Raw genomic sequence first — 21494 nt, 5'->3', positions numbered from 1 at the left:
ATGCGCGCGCATGAGGCCGGGGCACTGCACGGCGACCTCGGACAACGAGGGCCCGCCTGGTTGCGTACGCCCCAGAATGTCAACGCCCTGGTGCCGGAGCTCTGGCCGCGGACCGTGAACCGCGCCGACGCAGGCCACTTGGAGATCGGCGGCGTGAGCGTCGCCGCCCTGGCCGAGGAGTACGGCACCCCCGCCTACCTGCTCGACGAGGACGACCTTCGGTCCCGCTGCCGCGACTTCGCCGACGCGTTCTCCGACGCCGACGTCTTCTATGCGGGCAAGTCGTTCCTCTGCAAGGCGGTCGTGCGGGTGATCGACGAGGAGGGCCTCTTCCTCGACGTCTGCACGGGCGGCGAGCTGGCGGTGGCGCTGGCGGCCGGCTTCCCGGCCGAGCGCATCGGTTTCCACGGCAACAACAAGTCGGTACGTGAACTCGAGCGCGCCCTCGACGCCGGCGTGGGCCGCATCGTGGTCGACTCGTTCGGCGAGATCGACCGCCTCACCGCCCTGGCCGAAGAAAAAGGTCAAAGGCCCCACGTCCTCGTACGGGTCACCGTCGGGGTCGAGGCGCACACGCACGAGTTCATCGCCACCGCGCACGAGGATCAGAAGTTCGGCTTCTCGCTGGCCGGGGGCGCGGCGTTCGCGGCCGCCGTGAAGATCCTCGACGAGGGCGTGCTCGACCTGCGCGGTCTCCACTCGCACATCGGGTCGCAGATCTTCGACACGAGCGGCTTCGAGGTCGCGGCGCGCCGGGTGGTCGAGCTGCAGGCCCAGATCCGCGACGCCCGCGGGGTCGAACTGCCCGACCTCGACCTGGGCGGGGGCTTCGGCATCGCGTACACGACCCAGGACGACCCCTCGGCCCCCGCCGATCTGGCCAAGCGCATCAACAAGATCGTCGAGAGCGAGTGCGAGCTCAACTCGTTGCGCAAGCCGAAGCTGTCGATCGAGCCGGGCCGCGCGATCGTCGGCCCCGCGGTTTTCACGCTCTACGAGGTCGGCACGGTCAAGGACGTCGACGGCATCCGGACGTACGTGAGTGTCGACGGCGGCATGAGCGACAACATCCGTACGGCGTTGTACGACGCGTCGTACTCGGCGACCGTGGCGAGCCGGGCGAGTGACACCGAGCCGATTCTGGCCCGCGTGGTGGGAAAGCATTGTGAATCCGGGGACATCGTCGTGAAGGATGAATTCCTGCCCGCTGACGTGCAGCCCGGAGATCTTCTCGCCGTGCCCGGCACCGGCGCCTATTGCCGGAGCATGGCCAGCAACTACAACCACGTCCCTCGGCCGCCCGTGGTGGCGGTGCGCGACGGCGCCTCGCGCGTGATCGTGCGGCGGGAGACCGAGGACGACCTGCTCGCATTGGATGTTGGATGAGCTCTGAGCCTAACCGCGGCGGAAAACTGAACAAGAAACCCGATGAGAAAGCGATCCGCCTCGCCCTCCTCGGCTGCGGCACGGTCGGCTCGGAAGTCGTACGCCTGCTGCACCACCAGGCGGAAGACCTGACCGCCCGCATCGGCGCGCCGCTCGAGATCGTCGGGGTCGCCGTGCGCCGGCTCGGCCGCGAGCGGGGCGACCTGCCGATCGACCACAGCCTGTTCACCACCGACGCGCTCGGCCTGGTCAAGCGGGACGACGTCGACGTGGTGATCGAGGTGGTGGGTGGCATCGAGCCGGCCCGCACCTGGCTGGTCGAGGCGCTGCGAGCGGGCAAGAGCGTCGTCACGGCGAACAAGGCGCTGCTGGCCGAGGACGGGGCGGCGCTGCACGACGCGGCCGCCGAGGGCGGGGCCGACCTTTACTACGAGGCGTCCGTGGCCGGCGCGATCCCGCTGCTGCGCCCGCTGCGCGAGTCGCTGCACGGCGACCGCGTCACCCGGGTCACCGGCATCGTCAACGGCACGACCAACTTCATCCTCTCGTCGATGGACGCCACCGGCGCCGGCTTCAGCGAGGCCCTCGAGGAGGCCACCGAGCTGGGGTACGCCGAGGCCGACCCGACGGCCGACGTCGAGGGCTTCGACGCCGCGGCCAAGGCGGCCATCCTCGCCTCGCTGGCCTTCCACAGCCGGGTCACCGCGGCCGACGTCTTCCGCGAGGGCATGACCGGGGTGACCGCGGGCGACATGGCCAGCGCCCAGGAGATGGGCTGCACGATCAAGCTGCTCTGCATCGCCGAGCGCGGCCCTGACTCGTCCGGGCAGGAATCGGTCAGTGTGCGGGTGCATCCGGCGATGATCCCGCGCAGCCACCCCCTCGCGAGCGTCGGCGACGCGTTCAACGCCGTCTTCGTCGAGGCCGAGGCGGCCGGGCAGCTCATGTTCTACGGCCGGGGCGCGGGCGGCACGCCGACCGCGAGCGCCGTGCTGGGCGACATCGTCGCGGCGGCCCGCAACCGGCTCACCGGCACCCGGGCGCCGAGCGAGAGCAACTATGCCCATCTGCCGGTCCGCCCGATCGGCGAGGCCGTGACGCGCTACCACATCAGCCTCGACGTCGCCGAGCGTCCGGGCGTGCTCGCGTCGGTCGCGGGTGTCTTCGCCGACCACGAGGTGTCGATCGCGACCGTACGTCAGTCGGGCCGGGCCGAGGACGCCAAGCTGGTGATCGTCACCCACGGCGCCCCCGACGCGAACCTCGCGGCGACCGTCGAGGAGCTGTCCCGGCTCGACATCGTGCGCTCGATCGCGAGCGTGCTGCGCGTAGAGGGCGGCGCCTGAGCGTCCCGACAGTTGAACAATCCGTCCCAGATTTCGGAGTTCTGCGGCAGTCTGGGGCGGCGACGAGGACAAACGTGAGGAGCGAGGCCATGTACCGGGGACTCATCGAGGCATATCGGGACCGACTTCCGGTCACCGACACGACCCCGGTGGTCACACTGCACGAGGGCAACACGCCCCTGGTGCCGGCCCCGGTGCTCTCCTCCCGCACGGGCGCGGACGTCTACCTCAAGGTCGAGGGGGCCAATCCGACCGGGTCGTTCAAGGACCGCGGCATGACGCTGGCCGTGTCCAAGGCCGTCGAGGAGGGCGCCAAGGCGATCATCTGCGCGTCCACCGGCAATACGAGCGCCTCCGCGGCGGCGTACGCGGCCCGGGCCGGTCTGACCTGCGCGGTGCTGGTGCCGCAAGGCAAGATCGCGCTCGGCAAGCTGGCCCAGGCGCTCGTCCACGGCGCGAAGTTGCTGCAGGTCAGCGGCAACTTCGACGACTGTCTGGCGCTGGCCTCGAAGCTGTCGCAAGACTTCCCGGTCGCCCTCGTCAACTCGGTCAACATCTTCCGCCTGCACGGCCAGAAGACCGCCGCCTTCGAGATCGTGGAAGCGCTGGGCGACGCCCCCGACATCCACTGCCTCCCGGTCGGCAACGCCGGCAACATCTCGGCGTACTGGATGGGCTATCAGGAGGATCACGAGGCGGGCAACAGCACCAAACGGCCCAAGATGTACGGGTTCCAGGCGTCCGGCGCCGCACCGATCGTGAACGGCAAGGTCGTCGAGGAGCCCTCCACGATCGCCACCGCGATCCGCATCGGCAACCCGGCGAGCTGGACCAAGGCGCTCGACGCGCGCGACGCCTCGGGCGGGCTGATCGCCGCCGTCACCGACCGCGAGATTCTCACGGCCTATCGTCTGCTCGCCCGCGAGGTGGGCGTCTTCGTCGAGCTGGGCAGCGCGGCGAGTGTGGCCGGGCTGTTGCAGCAGGCCGCTGAGGGCAAGGTGCCGGCCGGTTCCACCGTCGTCTGCACGGTCACGGGTCACGGCCTGAAAGACCCGGAGTGGGCGATCTCGACCGCGCCGTCGCCGATCACGATCAAGAACGACGTGCTGATCGCCGCGCGGGAGCTAGGCCTCGCCTGAGTCGGCCGCCTTGATCAAGAGCAGCGTCGCCTGAGCGATCAGGTCCAGCTCCTCGGCTGAGAGACGGCTGAGGAGCGTACGCATCTTCGCCTCACCCGCGTTGAAGATGCTCGCGATGAGGTCCTTGCCCGCGCGAGTCAGCGCGATGCGGCGTACGCGCCGGTCGTGCGGGTCCTCCGCGCGGGCCACCAGGTCCTGCACGACGAGCCGGTCGATCATGCCGGTCAGCGCGGCCGCGCCGACGCCGACCATGCCGGCCAGTTCGCTGCCCGACACCGAACCGTGGCGGGCGAGCAGCATGAGGATTCTGAGCTGCGACAACGTCAGGTGCGAGGAGAACAGGGGATCAGTCCGGTCCTCGGCAATCACGTCCTGCAGCCGCTGCTGCGCGCCCATAATGTCCGCGATGAGCTGTTGTTTGTCGGCCACCGCAGACTCCTCTTTCGTGACGCGCTGATGGCCTGTCTGCGTCCCCCTCCGACCACCCCACCCGCCGCCCTGAAGCGGACTGAAGGCGGTCTTACGGACGGACGGTACCAGCGCGCCCCCATCGAAAACCATTTGTTCGCGTCAGGCAAACTATCAGTGCTGGACGAACTTTTACCGGGGGAGCGCCCATGTCCTTCCTGACCCGGCTGAGCCTGGCCAACAGAGGCCTAGTCGCCCTGATCGCCCTAGTCATCACCGCGTTCGGGATCTTCGCCATCCCGTCGCTCAAGCAGCAGTTGTTCCCGTCGATCGAGTTCCCCGCGGCCTTCGTGACCGCGACGCTCCCGGGCGCCGGCCCGGAGATCATCCAGGATCAGATCACGGAACCCCTCGAGGACGCCGCGAAGGGCCTCGACGGCATCGACAGCGTCACCTCGACCACCCGCGAGGGCATCGCGACCGTGACGGTCGCCTTCGTGTTCGGCACCGACATCGACTCCGCGGTCAACCAGCTCACGACCGCGGTCAACCGGGTCCAGCCGCAGTTGCCGGCCGACGTCACCCCGACGATCTTCGCGGGCGGCACCGACGACATCCCGGCGATCGTGCTGGCCGCCTCGGGCGGCGGTGACGAGAGCGCGCTGCTCGACAAGCTCAACGACACGGTCGTACCCGAGCTGAACGCGATCGACGGCGTGCGCGACACCCAGATCACCGGCGCCCGCGCGGCCCAGGTCGTGATCACGCCCAACCTGCCCAAGCTCGCGGCGGCCGGGGTCAGCCCGCAGGCCATCACCACCGTGCTGCAGCAGAACGGCATCTCGGTGCCGGCCGGCGCGGTCAGCGAGGGCAGCCGGTCGCTGACCGTGCAGGTCGGCTCGTCGCTCACCTCGATCGACCAGCTCAAGCAGGTCTACCTCACCGGCGCCCGCGGCCCCGTGCAGCTCGGCTCGGTCGCCACGGTCGAGAGCAAGCTCCCCGCCGCCACGTCGTACACGCGCACCGACGGCGTCGACAGCCTCGGCATCGCCGTCACCGCCCGGCCCGACGGCAACCCGGTCGAGATCTCCCACGAAGTCCGCGACAAGCTGGCCGACCTCGAGAAGTCGTCCGGCGCCAAGCTGACCGTCGTCGTCGACCAGGCGCCGTTCGTCGAACGCTCGATCGAGAGCCTGACCACCGAAGGCCTGCTCGGCCTCGTGATGGCCGTGATCGTCATCCTGGTCTTCCTGCTCTCCGTACGCTCGACGCTGGTCACGGCCGTGTCGATCCCGCTGTCGGTGCTGATCGCCCTGATCGCGCTCTGGACCGGCGACTACACGCTCAACCTGCTCACCCTGGGCGCGCTGACCATCGCGGTCGGACGCGTGGTGGACGACTCGATCGTCGTCCTCGAGAACATCAAACGACATCTCGAGTACGGCGAACCGAAGGTCCACGCGATCATCTCGGCCGTCCGCGAGGTGTCCGGCGCGGTCACCGCGTCCACGCTGACCACGGTGGCCGTCTTCGCCCCGATCGCGCTGGTCGGTGGCTTCGTCGGCCAGATCTTCTCGTCCTTCGCGATCACCGTCACGGTGGCGCTGGTGGCCTCGCTCTTCGTGGCGCTGACCGTGGTGCCCGTGCTGGCGTACTGGTTCCTCAAGCCGCCGCCCGCGGGCGCCGACACCGAGGCGCTGCGCCAGGCCGCCGAGGAGAAGGAGAAGCGCAACCCGCTGCAGCGCGGCTACCTGCCGGTGATCCGCTTCGCCACCCAGCGGCGCTGGACCACGCTGACCATCGGCCTCGTCGTGCTCTTCGGCACCGGTGTGCTGGCCACCCGGCTCGAGACCAACTTCATCGACCAGTCGGGTCAGGACTCGCTCTCCATCACGCAGGAGATGCCGGTCGGTACGAACCTGGCCGCGACGAACGAAGCGGCCAAGCAGATCGAGGGCGTGCTCGGGGCGACCGGCGGCGTGAAGACGTACCAGGTGTCTCTGGGCAGCGGCGGCGACTTCAACCCGTTCGTCGGGGGCGGCGGCGCGAGCACCGCCACCTTCAACGTCGGCCTCTTCGAGGACGCCGACGCCGCGAAGATCACCGAAGAGCTGCGCGACAAGTTCGCCACGATGAACGGCGTCGGCGAAGTCAGCGTCGGCGGTGACACCTCCGGCCTCGGCGGTGGCAACGAACTGTCGGTGCTGGTCAAGGCGGCCGACGGGGAGGCGCTCACCGCCGCGACCGAGCAGGTGCAGAAGACGATGACCGAATCCGGCGACCTCCTCGAGGTCAGCAGCACGCTGGCGGCCAGCGTCCCGCGCCTCGACGTGATCGTGAAGCGCGACGTCGCGGCCCGGTACGGGCTGACCGAAGCCACCATCGCGCAGAGCGTGGCGGGCGCGTTCCGTTCGGCCCCGGCCGGCCGGATGACGGTCGACGGCGCCACCCAGGACGTGGTGATCTCGTTCGGCAGGGCTCCGGCCGACCCGGCGGCGCTGCGCGCACTGCCGCTCACGACCGCCCGCGGGCCCGTGCCGCTGAGCACCATCGCCGAGGTCAAAGAGGTAAACGGCCCCGAGCAGGTCACCCGGGTCGACGGCGACCGCACGGTCACGGTGACCGGCACGGCGAAGAGCTCCGACCTCGGCGCGGCCACCACCGACCTGCAGAAGAAGCTCGACGGGCTGACCCTGCCGGCCGGTGCCACGGCGACCATCGGCGGCGTCAGTGCCGACCAGGCCGAGGCGTTCCAGCAGCTCGGGCTGGCCGTGCTTGCGGCCATCGCGATCGTCTTCATCATCATGGTGGCGACGTTCCGTAGCCTCATCCAGCCGGTGATCCTGCTGGTCTCCATCCCGTTCGCGGCGACCGGCGCGATCGCGCTGCTGCTGGCGACCGGGACACCGCTGGGCGTGCCGGCCCTGATCGGTGTGCTGATGCTGGTGGGCATCGTGGTGACCAACGCGATCGTGCTCATGGACCTCATCAACCACTACCGCGCGGGCGGCATGGGCGTGCAGGAAGCGGTGATCGAGGGCGGCCGGCACCGCCTGCGGCCGATCCTGATGACGGCGATCGCGACCATCTTCGCGCTGATCCCGATGGCGCTCGGGCTCACCGGTGAGGGCGGCTTCATCTCGCAGCCACTGGCCATTGTGGTCATCGGCGGCCTGGTGAGCTCGACGCTGCTGACGCTGGTGCTGGTGCCGACGCTCTACACGATGGTCGAGAACGGCAAGGAGAAGCGGCGCCGCAAGCGTCTCGCCCGTCGCGGTGGCCCCATCGGCGACCCGGCCGGTGCCGCTCCGACTCCCGCCGACTCGCCGTCGTTGCAGCCGGTGCCCGATGACGAGGAGCCGGCCGAGCCGGCGACGGTGCCGGCCGCGGAGCCGCCGCGGACGAGCGGGGCGCTGCGCGGTTACACCGACCAGTTCGAGGTGCTCAAGATGCCGAAGCGACCGGAAACCCAAACCGACTGACGCATCCTCACGCAACGGGCGACCGGCCATTGGCTGGTCGCCCGTTTTGCTGGCCGTTCTTCAGAGCGGCCACCACCTCCAGCGCCCCGGTGCCCCGTGCAAGTTCTTCGGAGCGGCCGTCACCTTTGCTGGCTCCCGCCCCCTGTTCGGTTTTGGAGCGGCCGCCACCTGGAGCCACGAGGCCCGGCCGCTTGGCAAACGCCGTAACCAGGGGCCACCGTGACTGGCCTCACGAAGCGGAACCCTGACGCCCGGCCGCTTGGCGATCCGCCGTAGTTAGACGGCCACCGCGACGTGCCGCGCAAAAGCACCGGGCGGCCAGGCGGCGAGCGCGGGGTGTGGGGCGCACCGGGCGGCGGGCGTGGGGAGTGGGGGCATCGGGCGTGGGGCATCGGGCGTGGGGCATCGGGCGTGGGGCACCGGGGCTGGCGCGCAAGGTGTGGGGCGCCGGGCGTGGGTGCGGGTGCGGGGTGCGGCTATTTCTGAGGCGGGCGGGGAATGGCGGTTGTCCACAGGGCAGTAACGTCCGTGTACGTGGCAACAGCGTTTTTGGTTGTTACTCGTAATCGCGATTTCCGGCGACTGTTCGCTGCTGAGCTGGTGGTTTTCGGTTCCGACTGGTTTGTCATGATCCCGCTGCTCGCGCTGTTGCCCGAGCTCACCGGCAGCGGCGTCTGGGGTGGCCTCGTTCTCGCCGCCGACACCGGCATCAACGCGCTCCTGCTGCCCTACACCGGCACGATCGCCGACCGCTTCGATCGCCGCAAGATCCTCATCATCGCGAACCTGGCCGCGTTCGTCGCCGTGCTGCTGCTGTTCACCGTGCGTTCGGCCGAGACCGCGCCGCTCGCCCTCGTCGCGATCGGCGCCGTCGCGATCGCCAAGGCCTTCTATTCGCCCGCCGCGTCGGCCGCCATGCCCAACGTCGTCGACCCCGCCGATCTGGCCGCCGCCAACACTGTTTCGGGTTCCGCGTGGGGCACGATGACTATCGTCGGCGCCTCGCTGGGCGGCATCGTCGGCGCGGTCTTCGGGCCGTACGCCAGCTTCGGCGTCACCGCCGTGTTGTTGTTGATCGCCGCTGGGCTGACCGCGACGATCCGCCGCCCGATGCAGGCCCCGCGCGACGCCGGCCAGCAGGCGACCCGCACCCGGCATGCCCTGCGTGAGTCGTTCGGCTATCTGCGCGAGAATCCGCGGATCCGGGCGTTGGTGACGGTCAAGATAGCCGCCGGCCTGGGCAACGGCGTGCTCACCGTGTTTCCTCTGATCGCCGCGCTGCATGGTGCCGGTGTGGCGGGTGTCGGTCTGCTCTTCGCCGTCCGTGGCGCCGGGGCTCTGGCCGGGCCTTTCATCCTGGGCCCGGTGCTCCGTCGCCGATCCTGGCTTTTTCCGGGGCTGGCGCTCTCGATGGCCCTTTACGGCATCGGCTATCTCGGCGTGGCCGTGACGCCGTGGTTCCCGCTGGTGCTGGGCCTCGTTTTCGTGGCGCACCTCGCCGGCGGCGCCAACTGGGTGCTGTCCAACTATGCGTTGCAGGGTGAGGTGCCCGACCGGCTGCGGGGACGGGTCTTCTCGACCGACCTGATGCTCGCGACGCTGGCCATCGCGGTCAGCCAGCTCGGGGCGACGGCCGTGGTTGACTTCGTCGACGAGCGGTTCATTCTCGGCGGCTGCGGCCTGGTGACCTTGACCTACGCACTGGTCTGGCGATTCGCGACCCGCCGGCTGTCAGGCCGCGAGCCGTCAACCGTCGACGCTGACTGAGGCGCGGGAGGTGCGGACGGTCGCGAAGGCGGCGATCAGCAGCCCCAGCCCGGCCGTGAAGAGCACCGCGAGGAAGAGCCCGACGAGCCCGCTGACCAGGCCCAGCTCGGCGGCGCTGAAATCGGCACGCACGATTATCAGGGTGAAGGCGGCGTTCCACGCGGCTGAGGCGACCGTCTGCGCGAGCAGGACGACCAGGCCGCCCCGGGCCAGCAGGTCGCTGCGACCGGGCAGCCGGCGCGCGGGGGAGGAGAGAAGGACCAGGCCGGTGATCAGCACGGCGACGACGGGGATCTGAACCACGAAGGCGAGCACGGAGAGAACCTAGCGGTCGGCTACGACACTTCGGTGACGGCCCGGCGGCGTACGGTAAAGATCCACATCTACCATGAGGCGATGGGCCTGACCTTCGCCAGTGATGCGGTGTCCGTGAGCACCCCCGCGACCAGCGCCAATCTCGGTCCCGGCTTTGACGCGCTGGGTCTCGCGCTGACCCTGTACGACGATCTCAGCGCCCGCGTCACCGACGGCGGTTACCGGGTCGAGGTGACGGGCGAGGGCGCCGGGGAGCTGCCCGGGGACGAGTCCCACCTGGTGCTCCGCGCGATGCTGGCCACCTTCGACGAACTGGGCGAACGACCGCCCGGCCTGGCCGTGACCTGCGTCAACCGGATCCCGCAGGCGCGTGGCCTGGGCTCCTCGTCGGCCGCGATCGTCGGCGGCGTGCAGCTGGCCCGGGGGTTGGTAGCCGGTGGGACGCGCCTGATCGACGACGAGGCCGCTCTGCGCATCGCGGCCCGGCTCGAGGGGCATCCCGACAACGTCGCGCCGTGTCTGCTCGGCGGGTTCACCATCGCCTGGAACGAGGGGCCGGGGGCCCGGGCCGTACGCCTGCCGGTCACCGCTGACGTGCGTCCGACAGTCTTCGTGCCGGCCGAGCGGGGTTACACGGCCTCGGCGCGCGCGGCCCTGCCGTCCGGCGTGCCGCACGCCGACGCGTCGTTCAACGCGGGGCGGGCGGCACTTCTCACACATGCCCTGACCAGCGATCCGACTCTGCTTCTGGCGGGCACCGAAGACCGGCTGCACCAGGGCTACCGGGCCGAGGCGATGCCCGGTACGGCGTCGTTGGTAGCCTCGCTGCGCTCGGTCGGCGTGGCGGCGGTGGTCAGCGGGGCGGGGCCTTCGGTGCTGGCGTTGACCCAGGTCCCGGGCGATTTCCACGCGGGAACACAATGGCGCGCCGTGTCGTTGGGCGTGGATGGCGGCGGAGCTCTTGTCAAAGGGAGTATGGTGGAACTCGCCTAGCGGGGCCCTGTTGCCGCAGGTCGCACGAGTTGACTACGCTCAAGACCAGCAGTTGACTTGGTGAAGGCCAAGCACAGCCGCGAAGCAAAGCGATTCTGCGGTTCGGCGCGCACCCCCGAGACTTCAAAGGCCGTCTGGCCGTCTCACCTCACACAAGGCACACGCTGAGCCGCAATCTCCGGTCGCTGCACTCGCCGAGACCTACTTGTCAACGTCTGATGAGCAGGGAAACCGTCGAGCTGCCGTGCTGCACAAATTTCCCGCGCCGCTCGTGCGAGGCGGGTACCGCGACACCCGGGCCACCAGGCTGCAGAAACCGGGAGTCTCGGGCTTTTTCCGACGGAAGGAATCCATTGAGCGACACCACCGACGTGACGTCGGGTGTTTCTGACGTCGCTGACGCCGGCGCCGGCACCACCGCGACCGCCACGAAGCGCCGCCGAGGCGGCACCGGGCTGTCCGCGATGCTGCTGCCCGAGCTGCAGAGCCTCGCCGCGTCCCTCGGCATCTCCGGCACCGCCCGGATGCGCAAGGGCGAACTGATCACCGCGATCTCCGAGCGTCAGAGCGGCGGTGCGCCGGCCGAGAGCACGCCGCGTCCCCGCACCAGCCGGGCCGCCGCGGCCGCCGAGGCCGCTCCGGCTCCCGTCGTCGCCACGGCTCCGGTGGTCGCGACTGCCAAGATCGAGCCCCCCGTTGCCGCTCCCGCGCCGGTCGAGGCGGCCACCGCGCCGGTCGAGGCCGCTCCGGCTCCGGTCGCGCAGCAGGAGGCGGCGCCGGCCGCCGAGGGTGGAAGCCGTCGGGGCCGCAACCGCGACCGTGACCGCGACAACGCCCCGCGCGACAACGCCCCTCGTGAGTCGGCCCCCACGGCCGAGCCCGAGACGGCGGAGCGCACCGAGCGGCCCGACCGCGGCGAGCGCAACCGCGACCGTCAGCGCAACCAGCGTGACGACCGCGGCGACCGTGGCCCCCGTGACGACCGTGGCCCGCGCGACGACCGCGGCCCGCGTGACGACCGTGGACCGCGCGACGACCGGGGCGACCGGCCGCGCATCAACAACGATCAGGGTCGTAACAGCAACAGCAACAGCAACGACCAGGGTCACGACGACGATGACAACGACGGCGAGGGCGGCCGTCGCAGCCGTCGCAGCCGTTTCCGCGACCGCCGGCGTGGCCGGGGCGACCGGGACGACAACCAGAGCGGCGGTCAGCGCGACAGCGGCGGCCGCGAGCCGCACGTCAGCGAGGACGACGTGCTCGTCCCCGTGGCCGGCATCCTCGACGTGCTCGACAACTACGCGTTCGTGCGCACCACCGGTTACCTTTCCGGGCCGAACGACGTCTACGTGTCGATGTCGCAGGTCAAGAAGCACGGCCTGCGCCGCGGCGACGCGGTCACCGGCGCCGTGCGGGCGGCCCCGCGCGAGAGTGGCAGTGGCGACTCGCGTCGCGACAAGTACAACCCGCTCGTCCGGCTCGACACGATCAACGGGATGGAGCCCGAGGAGGCCCGGCGCCGTCCGGAGTTCTACAAGCTCACCCCGCTCTACCCGCAGGAGCGTCTGCGTCTCGAGACCGAGCCGCACATCCTGACCACCCGCGTCATCGACCTGGTCATGCCGATCGGCAAGGGCCAGCGGGCGCTCATCGTCTCGCCGCCGAAGGCCGGTAAGACGATGGTTCTGCAGGCGATCGCCAACGCGATCACCGAGAACAACCCCGAGTGCCACCTGATGGTCGTGCTGGTCGACGAGCGGCCCGAAGAGGTCACCGACATGCAGCGATCGGTCAAGGGCGAGGTCGTCGCGGCCACGTTCGACCGGCCGCCGCAGGACCACACCACGGTCGCCGAGCTGGCGATCGAGCGGGCCAAGCGCCTGGTCGAGCTGGGCCACGACGTGGTCGTTCTGCTCGACTCGGTGACGCGGCTCGGCCGGTCGTACAACCTGGCTGCTCCCGCCTCGGGCCGCATCATGTCGGGTGGTATCGACTCGACCGCGCTCTACCCGCCGAAGCGTTTCCTCGGCGCCGCGCGCAACATCGAGAACGGTGGCTCGCTCACCATTCTCGCGACCGCGCTGGTCGAGACCGGCTCGATGATGGACACGGTGATCTTCGAAGAGTTCAAGGGCACGGGTAACGCCGAGCTCAAGCTCGACCGCAAGATCGCCGACAAGCGGGTCTTCCCGGCCATCGACATCGACCCGTCCGGCACGCGTAAGGAAGAGATCCTGCTCGGCAAGGAAGAGCTGGCGATCATCCACAAGCTGCGTAAGGTGCTGCACTCGCTCGACTCGGGCGCGGCGCTCGACCTGCTGCTCGACCGGCTCAAGCAGACCCGGACGAACGTGGAGTTCCTGATGCAGATCGCGAAGTCCACGCCGGGCGAGTAACCCGACGATCAATAAGGACGCGGCCCCGAGGGGTCGCGTCCTTTTTGTCGCACAAGGTGTGTGCGACACCGGGCGAAGTCGTGCGAATCTTCCCCTCCCATAGGTAAATCGGTGGGAGGCGCCCGATGAACGTGCCCGGCTACCGGGATGAACCGTCAGAACCGTGGGATCGGACCGCGCCCGCCGACCCGGGCGAGGCCGAGGACTTTCTGCGGCGCTGCTACACCGAGAACCAACGGCTCGGGCCGGTCGAGCCGAGACTCGCGATCGTGCGGGCTCAGATCGCGGCCACCGGCACCTATGTGCACACCACCGAAGAGCTGGCGTACGGCGCGAAGCTGGCCTGGCGCAACGCGAGCCGCTGCATCGGCCGCCTCTACTGGCGCAGCCTGGTCGTGCTCGACCGCCGCCGCGCCCGCACCGCGGACGATATCTTCTCGCTGCTGGTGCACCATCTCAGGACCGCCGGCACCGGCTCGATCCGCCCGGTGATCAGCATCTTCGCCGCCGCGCAGCCCGGCCACCCGCACGCTCGCGTGTGGAACGAGCAGCTCATCCGCTATGCGGGCTACCGCGGCGCCGACGGCTGTCCGGTCGGTGATCCGCGGCAGGAACAGTTCACCGCGGCGATGCGCGGTTTCGGGTGGCGCGGCAAGGGCGAGCAGTTCGACGTCCTCCCGCTGGCGATCGAGACCCCCACCGAGGGCGTACGCCTTTACGAGCTGCCCGAGCCGGCTATCCGCGAGGTCTCGCTGACCCACCCCGAGTTCGCCTGGTTCGCCGAGCTGGGCCTGCGGTGGCACGCGGTCCCGGCGATCTCGAACATGCGGCTCACGATCGGTGGCGTGCACTACCCGCTGGCGCCGTTCAACGGCTGGTACCTCGGCACCGAGATCGGCGCGCGCAACCTGGCCGACGGCGACCGCTACGACATGCTGCCGACGGTCGCGGCGCGGATGGGTCTGGACACCAGCCGCGAGTCGACCCTGTGGCGCGACCGGGCGCTGGTCGAGCTCAACCGGGCCGTGCTGCACTCGTTCGAGCGGGCCGGGGTCAAGATGAGCGATCACCACACCGAGTCGCGGCGCTTCGTCAAGCACATCGAGAACGAGGAGAAGGCGGGACGTCGTACGCCCGCTGACTGGACGTGGATCGTGCCGCCGATGTCGGGCGGGATCACGCCGGTGTTCCACCGCTACTACGACGAGATGGACCTGAAACCGGCGTTCTACCTCGACGACGAGGCCGCCCGCGTGGCCCGTGAAGGCACGAGCTGTCCCATGGGGAGATAGTCAGGCGAACTCGTTGAGCGGGAAGTCGTCGCGGCGGCGCCAGCTGTCCGGGGTGCGTACGTGGCCGGCTCGAACCCACTTGAGCACCTGGTTGGTGAACCGGTCGGCCGGAATGCGGCCGGCACTGCGCACCACGAATCCCTCGGAGGTCTCCGGGTCGCGTTGCCCGGCCCACGCGGCACGCGCCTCGGACAGGCTGCCGCCGCGGTAGAGGACCGGAACCACCGGGAGTTCCAGTCGATTGGCCCAGTCGACCGTGTCGTCCCAGCCGAGCAGCGTCCCGGTCTCGTCCCAGATGCCGAAGACGATGAAGACGCCGGGCAGGTCGGCGTAGGCGATGCTGCGCCGGGCCCACATCGACTCGCCGCAGACCCGCCAGTCGTCGGGGATCCGGTACGCCGTCATGGCCCACAGCGCCTTGGCCGGGCGGTCCCAGGGCTGCGTGCCCGAGTCGACCGATCGCCCGTACATCGCGTCGCGCGTGAAGGTCAGGTTGCCGCCGTCGAGCTTCTCGGTCACCACCAGCTCGCCGTCCAGCCAGGACAGATCGTGCTGCACCTTGTCGTCCTGCGTCGCACCGGGCGAGTCGGGCAGGTGGAAGGTCCGCGGGTACTTCACCTCTCAGAAATCCCCCTCCGCGACCTGGAACACGGTCAGGCCCAGCTCGCGCCACATGTGCACCACCTGCTGCCGGTCGTCGAAGACCCCGGCGATGCGCCAGCGGTGACTGATCTCGGTCTCGAAGATCTCGCGTTTGACGTCGGCGTCGCGGCGGCTGTCGCCCTCGGGCCGCATGAACAGACCCTCGTACGGCACGTCGACGTAGAGCTCCAGCCAGGCCTCGGTCTCGTCGCGGGAGACCTCGTCGCGGCCCGAGCAGAAGACGATCGCGTTGCCGGCCGCGTGCATCGCGCGCACCGCCGCGATCACCGCGTGGTTGGGGGCGTCCGAGCCGACACGACCCCAGTCGTACGGGCTGCGGCCGTTCATCAGTGCGACGGTGCCGTCGATGTCGACCAGGAACGCGGGCGGCAGCTCGGCCGGTGGGTCGTAGACCGGGCCGGGGTCGCGGCCGTCGAGGTCGGGAAGCGGCAGCGGCAGGTTGCGGCCGGCCAGGTAGCGGTCCCACATGCGGCGGATGCCGTCGGCGCCCACCCGGTCGGCCGGGTCGCGTTCGGCGTCGCGGCGCAGGCACTCCTCGAGCGGCACGTCGGTGAAGTCGTGCACCTCGAAGCTGGCCTGATATTTCGCGGCGAGAGCGGCCCATCGCCGTACGGTCTCGCCTCTGAGGTTGGTGTCGTCGACGATGACGGCGGCACCCTTGCGCAGCAGGGCCTCGACCATGGTGCGCTGCACGAGGGTGACCTGGTTCTCGGCCTGCTCGCTGTAGAGGCGACGGCCGTGCAGCATGCGGCGAAGGTCGTCACGGTTGACCCGCAGCACTCCGGGCTGGAGCTTGCGGGCGAACGTGGTCTTGCCGGACGCCGGCAGCCCCCGCGTGATCAGCAGTCTCGTCATGTGGTCGTTCCCCCGTGCGGAAGATTACTAGGCGGCCCCAGGTGCCGGGAATGCCTCGTGAAACGGGCATGTTGAACGACTGGTCACGCCGATTTCGCCTGGACGAAGCGGCATGGCAGACTGGTACATCGGCCAGAAGGTTCCGGTTCACGCCCGAGCTCACCGCCCTAGCGGGGTGGCGTGGTGTTGACAGCGACCCGGCGACTGATTCTTTTAGGAGATGTAATGAAGAGCGGTATCCACCCGGAGTACACCTCGACCGAGGTCGTCTGCTCCTGCGGCAGCACCTTCACCACCCGTTCCACCGCCAAGGGCGACGAGATCCGCGTCGAGACCTGCAGCGCCTGCCACCCGTTCTACACCGGCAAGCAGCGCGTCCTCGACACGGCCGGCCGCGTCGCGAAGTTCCAGGCCAAGTACGCCAAGGTCAACGCCGCGAAGAAGAAGTAACTGCTTCAACGGCGCCCGCACCCCGTCCCGGGGGCGGGCGCCGTTCGCGTGTCGGGATGTTTCGAAGCAGGGGAGAGACCCGTGAGCAACGATCGGCTGACCAGCCTTCTCGACGAATACGCCGACCTGGAGAAGCGGATGGAGGACCCGTCCATCCACGCCGACCAGGCCCTGGTGCGCCGGGTCGGCCGGCGCTTCGCCGAGCTGGCCCCGCTCTACGCGGCCAACGCCGAGCTCGAGGCGGCCCGGGCCGACCTGGCCGCGGCCAAGGAGCTCGCGGCCGAAGACCCTGCCTTCGCGAGCGAGGTCGAGGCGGTCGCCGCCATGCTCCCGCCGCTGGAGGAGAAGCTCGGCGAGATGCTGATGCCGCGCGACCCCAACGACGCCAAAGACGTGATCATCGAGATCAAGGCGGGCGAGGGCGGCCAGGAGTCGGCCCTGTTCGCCGGTGATCTGTTGCGCATGTACACCCGCTATGCCGAGCGGCACGGCTGGGTGATCGAGGTGATCGACTCGCAGGAGTCGGACCTCGGCGGCGTCAAGGACATCTCGATCGGCGTGCGCACCAAGGGCGTGCCCGTGGGCGGTCACGGCGTGTGGTCACGCATGAAGTGGGAGGGCGGCGTGCACCGGGTGCAGCGCGTCCCGGTCACCGAGTCGCAGGGCCGCATCCACACCTCGGCCGCCGGCGTGCTGGTGCTGCCCGAGGCCGAGGACGTCGAGGTGCAGATCGAGCCGGGTGACCTGCGCATCGACGTCTTCCGCTCGTCGGGGCCGGGCGGTCAGTCGGTAAACACCACCGACTCCGCCGTACGCATCACCCACCTGCCCACCGGCACGGTGGTGAGCTGCCAGAACGAGAAGAGCCAGCTCCAGAACAAGGAGTCGGCGATGCGCATCCTGCGGTCCCGGCTGCTGGCGATCGCCCAGGAGCAGGCGGACGCGGCGGCCTCCGACTCGCGCAAGGCCCAGGTGCGCACGGTCGACCGCTCCGAGCGCATCCGCACCTACAACTACCCGCAGAACCGGATCACCGACCACCGGATCGGCTACACCGCCTACAACCTCGACCTGGTGATGGGCGGCGACCTGGACGGGGTGCTCGACGCGCTGGCCTCGGCCGACCGCGCGGCCCGCCTGGCCGGGGAGACGGAGATCGGGAGCCGCTGAGGCTCACATGACGGCCAGCACCTCGTACTGGTCGCCTCGGAAGCAGGCCAGGTGACCGGGCAGGGCCGAGCAGGGCGGGTTGCCCATCGGGTCGATCGCGCCGAGCAGCCACTGCCGGCCGGTCGCGAGGTCCCAGCGGACGACGGCGGTGCGGTTCGGCGGCGACTCGGTCGGCCGCAGGACGACGACCGACTCGTCCTGCGGGCCGTTCCAGGCCAGGGTGCCTTCGACCGAGGCGCCCAGGGTGCGGCCGGTGACGGCGTCGACGAGCACGTGGCGGCCGCTCTCGGAGCCCTCGCCGACGACCAGCCGGTCTGCGCTGACCTGCCAGGCGTCGGCCGCGCCGTCGATGCGCCAGCGGCGGGCGCCGGTCGTCGTGTCGTAGGCGACCAGGCCGCTGCCGTCGTTGAGGCACAGCGCCGAGCCGCACGGGAAGGCGTACCCGTTGGTGTCTGAGGCCCGCCACAGCTCGGCCATCGTGTCGGTGCGGTAGACGCTCATCTCGAAGACCTCGGCCCGCGAGCGGTTGACCACCAGGACGTCGCCGGTGCCGCCGAGGTCGTTGAAGTAGCCCTCCTCAGGGCGCGACTCGACCCACGGGATGCGGGCGGTGCTGACCAGCGCCCCCGAGCCGTACGCATAGACCTTGATCTCGCCGTCGTCGGTGGCCGTGACGATCTTGCTGGGCCGCTCGCCGGACGGCAGCACGGTCCAGTTGCCGACGCGGGCCGTGTCCCGGCTCCAGATCGTGCCGTGGTCGCTGAGCCGCACCAGGCGCATCCGCGCGAGATCGGCCTCGGGCGTGTATTCGGTGAGCAGGGCGGTGCCGCCGTCGACGCTGTGCGGTTCGCCTGCCGTGCGCCACACCTCGGCCCCGGTCGCCGCCGAGATCGCGATCGTCTGCTGATGGAACTCGGCGTGGAAGGCCGACCCGTCGTTCGCCGACGGCAGCTTGACCAGGTGGCCCTGGGCCGGGACGAGCAGCAGGCCGGACGACTCGGCCGCCTGCAGATAGCCGACCGTGCCCCCGAAGCGCCGCTGCCAGCGAACCGCGCCGGTGGCCAGCTCGTGGGCGGTGACCGTGGTCAGGCCGTCGGCCGTGCGGTGCACGAACACACCGTCGCGAGAGAGCGTCGTGCCCTGTGCGGTCTCGATGGACATGGTCCAGAGCGACTGGACCGCCCGTTGCCGGGGCACCGCCGAGGCGGCCAGACCGGCCAGGCAGAGCGCGACGACCAGCACGAGCGCGATCCGGCGGGCGAGCCGGCGGTCGAACCCGGGTTGCGACAGGCTGTCTTGCCCCTGCTGCATCTCGCCGAGCTCGATCGTGCTCATGTCGAAACTAGGACCTGTCTTGGATCATTTCGCTGAGCGGCCGGGTGGGCAGCCGGTTCGCCGCGGCCGCGGCGAGGGCCGCACTCAGCGTACGCCCGCGAGCGCCCACCTCGGACCAGCCCGCGGCGAGGCTTATCGGCGTGCCCGGCACCAGGATCTGCCAGTTCTCGGCGTCGGTGGCGGCGGTGATGCGGCGTGACACCTCGGCCGCCTGCGCCGTGCCCGCCCCGGGCAGCACGACCACGAACTCGTCGCCGGCGAAACGGGCCACGAAGTCGCCGCGGCGCATGACCCGGTTGAGCACCCCGGCGATGCGTTGCAGCACCAGGTCGCCGCAGTGCCGGCCGTGCCGGGCGTTGACCTCGGTGAAGCCTATGAGGTCGCAGACGCCGATCGCCGCACGCTCGCCGCGGGCCAGCAGCTGGGCGATGTAGCGCTCGAGCTGGCGGCGGTTGGGCAGGCCGGTCAGCGGGTCGGTGAGCGACTCGTCGCCGTAGCGGCCGGCGTCGCGCTGGGTCTCCTGCGCGTCGAGGCGGGCCGCGACCCCGTCGAGGTAGCCGTCGCGCAGCCGGTCGATGCGCTGAGCGGCCAGGCGGAACGCGTAACGGTCGGCGGCGTGGGCGGCCGCGTGGTCGCCCGCCGCCGCGTGGCAGATGCTGCGCAGCCGGGCCGGCTCGGCCGCGCCCAGGATCTCGGCCGAGACCGGCACCGAGTCGAGCAGGGCCAGGGCCAGCTCGGGTTTGCCCGAGGCCATCGTGAGGCAGACGTTGCCGAGGTGGCGCAGGTCGCGGGTGCGAACGCTGTCGCCGCCGCCGGTGAGCCAGGTGGCCGCGTCGGCCTCGGTCACCTCGCCCAGGGCGGCCCGGCGGGCCAGCGAGTAGCCGTAGGCCGCGCGGCTGCTGGGGCGCATCTGGTCGGCGCCGATCGCCACGTAGCGGGTCAGCTCGGCGTCGATGTCGCGCAGCACCCGCAGGCAGCCGTCGGTGTCGCCCTGGTGGTCGAGCGAGACCGCGTTGCGCAGCCGGATGCCGGGCGCCGCGAAGATCTCGGTGGCCAGCCCGACCGCGGCCCCGACCTGACGGGCCTGCTCGATCGCGGTGAGCGCGTGGCCGTGGAAGCCGAGGTAGGAGTAGGCCATGGCGAGGTCGTGCCAGCCCCAGGCGGTTTCAGAGTCGTTCTCCTGCACGGCGGCGAGCGCGCGCGAGGCCTGCACCAGGTGGGTCACGCCGCGGTCGAGGTTGCGTTCGAGGTGGGCGCCGAGCGCGGCGAAGGCGTGCATCTGGCCGCGCAGGTAGGGATCGGGGATCTCGCGGACCGCGTTCTCGGCGATCGTCATCGCGGTCGCCAGTTCGGCGACGCGGCCCAGGTTGATCAGCGCGCCGAAGCGTTGCACGAGCGCGAACGCCCTGGTGGTCGGGTCGACGGCGACCGACAGCACGCCGTCGAGCAACGGCAGCGCCTCCACCGAGCGGCCGTCCTGCTGGAGCCGTCCGGCGCGGCGCAGCTCCTCGTTGTTCTCCGCGAGCTGGTCCAACCAACTCACCAGGCGCCTCCCACCGGTGCCGTGCGTCCCCTCACCGACCCGGCCGGTCGGTGTCGCACGCGACGTCCGATGATTATGCCGTGGACCCGGACCTTGAAGACAGCTCCCGAACCCCCCTCGGTCCGGCGCTCGCGGCGGCGACCGCCGATCTTTCCGGGTCCGGTGTCGAATCGCCCCGGGTCGATGCCGAACTGCTCGCCGCCCACGTTCTCGGCATCCCACGTGGGCGCCTGTTGCTGGTCGACTCGCTGCGCCCCGACGAGCTGAGTCGTTTCACCGAGCTCGTGGCGCTGCGGGCCCGGCGCATCCCGTTGCAGCATCTGCTCGGAACGGCCGCGTTCCGGCATCTCGAACTTCAGGTCGGCGACGGCGTCTTCGTCCCACGACCTGAGACGGAGCTGCTCGCGGGGTGGGGAATCGAGCACACCGAGCCCGGCGCCACCGTCGTCGATCTGTGCAGCGGCACCGGCGCGATCGCCCTCGCGGTGGCCGACGAGGCCCGCCCCGGCCGGGTCGTCGCGGTCGAGCGGTCCCCGGCGGCGCTCGACTATCTGCGTCGCAACGCCGCGCCCTTCCCGGCCGTCGAGGTGGTCGCGGGCGACGTCACCGACCCGTCGTTGCTCTCCGGCCTGCACGGCGACGTCGACGTGCTGCTGTGCAACCCGCCCTACGTGCCGGACGGGACGCCCGTGCCGCCCGAGGTGGCCGAGCACGACCCGGCCGAGGCCGTCTTCGGCGGGGGCGACGGGCTCGGCGTGATCAGGCCCGTGATCGCGCTCGCCGCGGCCCTGCTGCGACCCGGCGGGGTGGTCGGCCTCGAGCACGACGACGTGCACGGCGAGGCGGTTCCGGCGTTGCTGCGCGCCGACGGACGGTTCACCGAGGTGACCGCCCATGACGACCTCACCGGACGCCCCCGTTACGCGACCGCCCGCCGCACCTGATCGATGT

Annotated in this window: 17 protein-coding genes; 11 read left to right on the top strand and 6 right to left on the bottom strand. The window is 70.5% G+C overall.

Features of this window, described 5'->3' with window-relative positions:
- The 3 genes from lysA (at window position 1) to thrC (ending at window position 3871) form a co-directional block, all read left to right on the top strand.
- A complete protein-coding gene (gene lysA, locus EER30_RS01965; protein ID WP_127497644.1) occupies window positions 1-1386 on the top strand; it encodes a diaminopimelate decarboxylase in 1386 nt (461 codons plus the stop codon).
- The gene (locus EER30_RS01960) at window positions 1383-2732 is read left to right on the top strand and encodes a homoserine dehydrogenase (protein WP_127497643.1); all 1350 of its coding nucleotides are present in this window, start codon (window positions 1383-1385) and stop codon (window positions 2730-2732) included. Before lysA ends, EER30_RS01960 begins: the two co-directional genes overlap by 4 nt.
- A gap of 89 nt (window positions 2733-2821) precedes the next feature.
- On the top strand, window positions 2822-3871 hold the full coding sequence (gene thrC, locus EER30_RS01955; RefSeq protein ID WP_127497641.1) for a threonine synthase: 1050 nt from the start codon (window positions 2822-2824) through the stop codon (window positions 3869-3871).
- Here the strand turns inward: thrC and EER30_RS01950 are convergent.
- Entirely contained in the window at window positions 3857-4300 is a 444-nt protein-coding gene (locus EER30_RS01950) for a MarR family winged helix-turn-helix transcriptional regulator (protein WP_127497640.1), read from the bottom strand. The two genes, thrC and EER30_RS01950, sit on opposite strands and share 15 nt — an antisense overlap.
- A 188-nt stretch (window positions 4301-4488) precedes the next feature.
- Between EER30_RS01950 and EER30_RS01945 the strand changes: the two genes are divergently transcribed.
- Window positions 4489-7761 (top strand): efflux RND transporter permease subunit, encoded by a 3273-nt coding sequence (locus EER30_RS01945; protein WP_127497638.1) that lies wholly within the window; start codon window positions 4489-4491, stop codon window positions 7759-7761.
- A 534-nt stretch (window positions 7762-8295) separates the two neighbouring features.
- The gene (locus tag EER30_RS01935) at window positions 8296-9528 is read left to right on the top strand and encodes an MFS transporter (RefSeq protein ID WP_432417494.1); all 1233 of its coding nucleotides are present in this window, start codon (window positions 8296-8298) and stop codon (window positions 9526-9528) included.
- On the opposite strand, the gene EER30_RS01930 is transcribed toward EER30_RS01935, so the two are convergent.
- On the bottom strand, window positions 9508-9843 hold the full coding sequence (locus EER30_RS01930) for a hypothetical protein (RefSeq protein ID WP_127497632.1): 336 nt from the start codon (window positions 9841-9843) through the stop codon (window positions 9508-9510). The two genes, EER30_RS01935 and EER30_RS01930, sit on opposite strands and share 21 nt — an antisense overlap.
- 81 nt (window positions 9844-9924) lie before the next feature.
- Here EER30_RS01930 and thrB point away from each other — a divergent pair, with 81 nt between their 5' ends.
- The 3 genes from thrB (at window position 9925) to EER30_RS01915 (ending at window position 14527) form a co-directional block, all read left to right on the top strand.
- Window positions 9925-10836, top strand: a complete 912-nt coding sequence (gene thrB / locus EER30_RS01925; RefSeq protein ID WP_127497631.1) for a homoserine kinase — start codon at window positions 9925-9927, stop codon at window positions 10834-10836.
- 353 nt (window positions 10837-11189) lie between these two features.
- Window positions 11190-13235, top strand: coding sequence for a transcription termination factor Rho (gene rho, locus EER30_RS01920; RefSeq protein WP_127497629.1), 2046 nt, complete (start codon window positions 11190-11192; stop codon window positions 13233-13235).
- Window positions 13236-13360: 125 nt separating this feature from the next.
- On the top strand, window positions 13361-14527 hold the full coding sequence (locus EER30_RS01915) for a nitric oxide synthase oxygenase (protein WP_127497627.1): 1167 nt from the start codon (window positions 13361-13363) through the stop codon (window positions 14525-14527).
- Here EER30_RS01915 and EER30_RS01910 read toward each other — a convergent pair whose 3' ends face one another.
- Complete coding sequence (locus tag EER30_RS01910; protein WP_127497625.1) at window positions 14528-15145, bottom strand: RNA ligase family protein; 618 nt, start codon at window positions 15143-15145, stop codon at window positions 14528-14530.
- A 3-nt stretch (window positions 15146-15148) separates the two neighbouring features.
- Entirely contained in the window at window positions 15149-16045 is an 897-nt protein-coding gene (locus tag EER30_RS01905; RefSeq protein WP_127497624.1) for a phosphatase domain-containing protein, read from the bottom strand.
- A 225-nt stretch (window positions 16046-16270) separates the two neighbouring features.
- On the opposite strand from EER30_RS01905, the gene rpmE reads away from it, so the two are divergent.
- Both rpmE and prfA read left to right on the top strand, forming a co-directional pair.
- The gene (rpmE, locus tag EER30_RS01900; RefSeq protein WP_127497621.1) at window positions 16271-16495 is read left to right on the top strand and encodes a 50S ribosomal protein L31; all 225 of its coding nucleotides are present in this window, start codon (window positions 16271-16273) and stop codon (window positions 16493-16495) included.
- An 81-nt stretch (window positions 16496-16576) separates the two neighbouring features.
- Window positions 16577-17665 carry a peptide chain release factor 1 gene (gene prfA, locus EER30_RS01895; protein ID WP_127497620.1) on the top strand — a complete coding sequence of 363 codons (1089 nt, stop codon included), beginning with the start codon at window positions 16577-16579 and terminating at the stop codon, window positions 17663-17665.
- Window positions 17666-17668: 3 nt separating this feature from the next.
- Here prfA and EER30_RS01890 read toward each other — a convergent pair whose 3' ends face one another.
- Both EER30_RS01890 and EER30_RS01885 read right to left on the bottom strand, forming a co-directional pair.
- On the bottom strand, window positions 17669-19000 hold the full coding sequence (locus tag EER30_RS01890; RefSeq protein WP_127497619.1) for an outer membrane protein assembly factor BamB family protein: 1332 nt from the start codon (window positions 18998-19000) through the stop codon (window positions 17669-17671).
- Window positions 19001-19007: 7 nt separating this feature from the next.
- Window positions 19008-20543, bottom strand: coding sequence for a GGDEF domain-containing protein (locus tag EER30_RS01885; RefSeq protein WP_127497618.1), 1536 nt, complete (start codon window positions 20541-20543; stop codon window positions 19008-19010).
- Window positions 20544-20623: 80 nt separating this feature from the next.
- Here EER30_RS01885 and prmC point away from each other — a divergent pair, with 80 nt between their 5' ends.
- Window positions 20624-21487, top strand: a complete 864-nt coding sequence (gene prmC, locus EER30_RS01880) for a peptide chain release factor N(5)-glutamine methyltransferase (RefSeq protein ID WP_127497617.1) — start codon at window positions 20624-20626, stop codon at window positions 21485-21487.
- Window positions 21488-21494: the final 7 nt, after the last annotated feature.

This window comes from Actinoplanes solisilvae (assembly GCF_003999975.1).
In the GTDB taxonomy this organism is placed as follows: Bacteria; Actinomycetota; Actinomycetes; order Mycobacteriales; family Micromonosporaceae; genus Actinoplanes; species Actinoplanes solisilvae.
This window is presented reverse-complemented; position numbering and strand designations above follow the sequence as displayed.